Consider the following 1183-nt stretch of genomic DNA (forward strand, 5'->3'; position numbering starts at 1 on the left):
CGCATCCGCGCCTGATCCTGGATACCAATACGCTGACAACATTGCGCCAGAGTGCGGCCAACAACAGCGCGCAATGGCAAACGCTGAAAGCCACCTGCGATTCGTTTATCGGTGGCACCGTGCAGTACCCCACCGGCACCGCCTATCCCAACCTGCCCAACGCGGGTCAGGGCTACGAGGGCGACGCCTATCTGCCGGCGCTGCTGGCCGAGGGCATGTGCTACCAGGTGCTGAAGGTAAGCAATCCGACAGCCGCAGCGCCGTATGGCGCCAAGGCCGTCGATCTTCTGATGAAGATGTCCACACCGGTCACCAGCAGCGGGAATCTGGGTGAGGCTCCGTGCACCGATGACGGCTACGTCATGCGCTTCTACGGCGTCGGTTTCGGTCTGGGCTATGACTGGGTCTACGAGCTGCTGACCCCGGCGCAGCGCACGCAGGTGTATACCACCGCCAACGCGTGGATCACGGCCTGGGAAGCGCCGAACGGTTGCGCGGACTTCGAATACGCCAATCCGCAGAGCAACTATTTTGCGGGTTACTTCCATGCCAAGGCCGCGATCGCACTGGCGACCTACGATGAAAACCCGAGCGCTCCGGCCGAATGGACCGACTGGCTCACCAACCAGTTCGCCAAACGCGTTCAGCCGTATTACGCGCAGCACCTGACGGGCGGTGGCTGGCCCGAGGGTTTTGCCAATTACGCGCCGCTAAGCATCGTCAACATGAGTCTGCCCGCACGCGAAGTGATGACGGCGACCGGACAGGATCTGGTGCATGCCACGGCGCCGTACAGCTACCCGCTGGACAGCGCCAACTATGCGATGCACTTCACCTGGCCGTCGTTGACCTACTTCGACGATCGCGACACCAATCATTCCAATTCCACGACGCAGCCTCCGGGCACGACGCAGGTGGGCATGTTCCAGCAGATCCTGGGCGAGCTGACCTATTGGAACTCTTCGCAGGTCGGCGTATTCAACCAGTATCTGACGTCGGTCAATGCGGCCACCTCGGGTTACGGGACCGCTGATCCGTGGCTTGCCTTCCTGGAAGTGAACCCGGCCGCCCCTGTCACACCGTTGAACACGTTGCCCCTGTCGTATTTTGCGACCGGCATGGGTGCGGTTGCCGCGCGTTCGGACTGGGGCACCAGCGCCAGCTGGATGTCGTTCCGTGCCGG

General features: G+C 62.4%; 1 pseudogene. It reads left to right on the top strand.

The features are described from left to right. A pseudogene (locus HDE77_RS20240) lies at window positions 1-1183 on the top strand (hypothetical protein); the annotation flags it as partial.

It is taken from the genome of Rhodanobacter sp. MP7CTX1, assembly GCF_014205795.1.
Lineage (GTDB): Bacteria > Pseudomonadota > Gammaproteobacteria > Xanthomonadales > Rhodanobacteraceae > Rhodanobacter.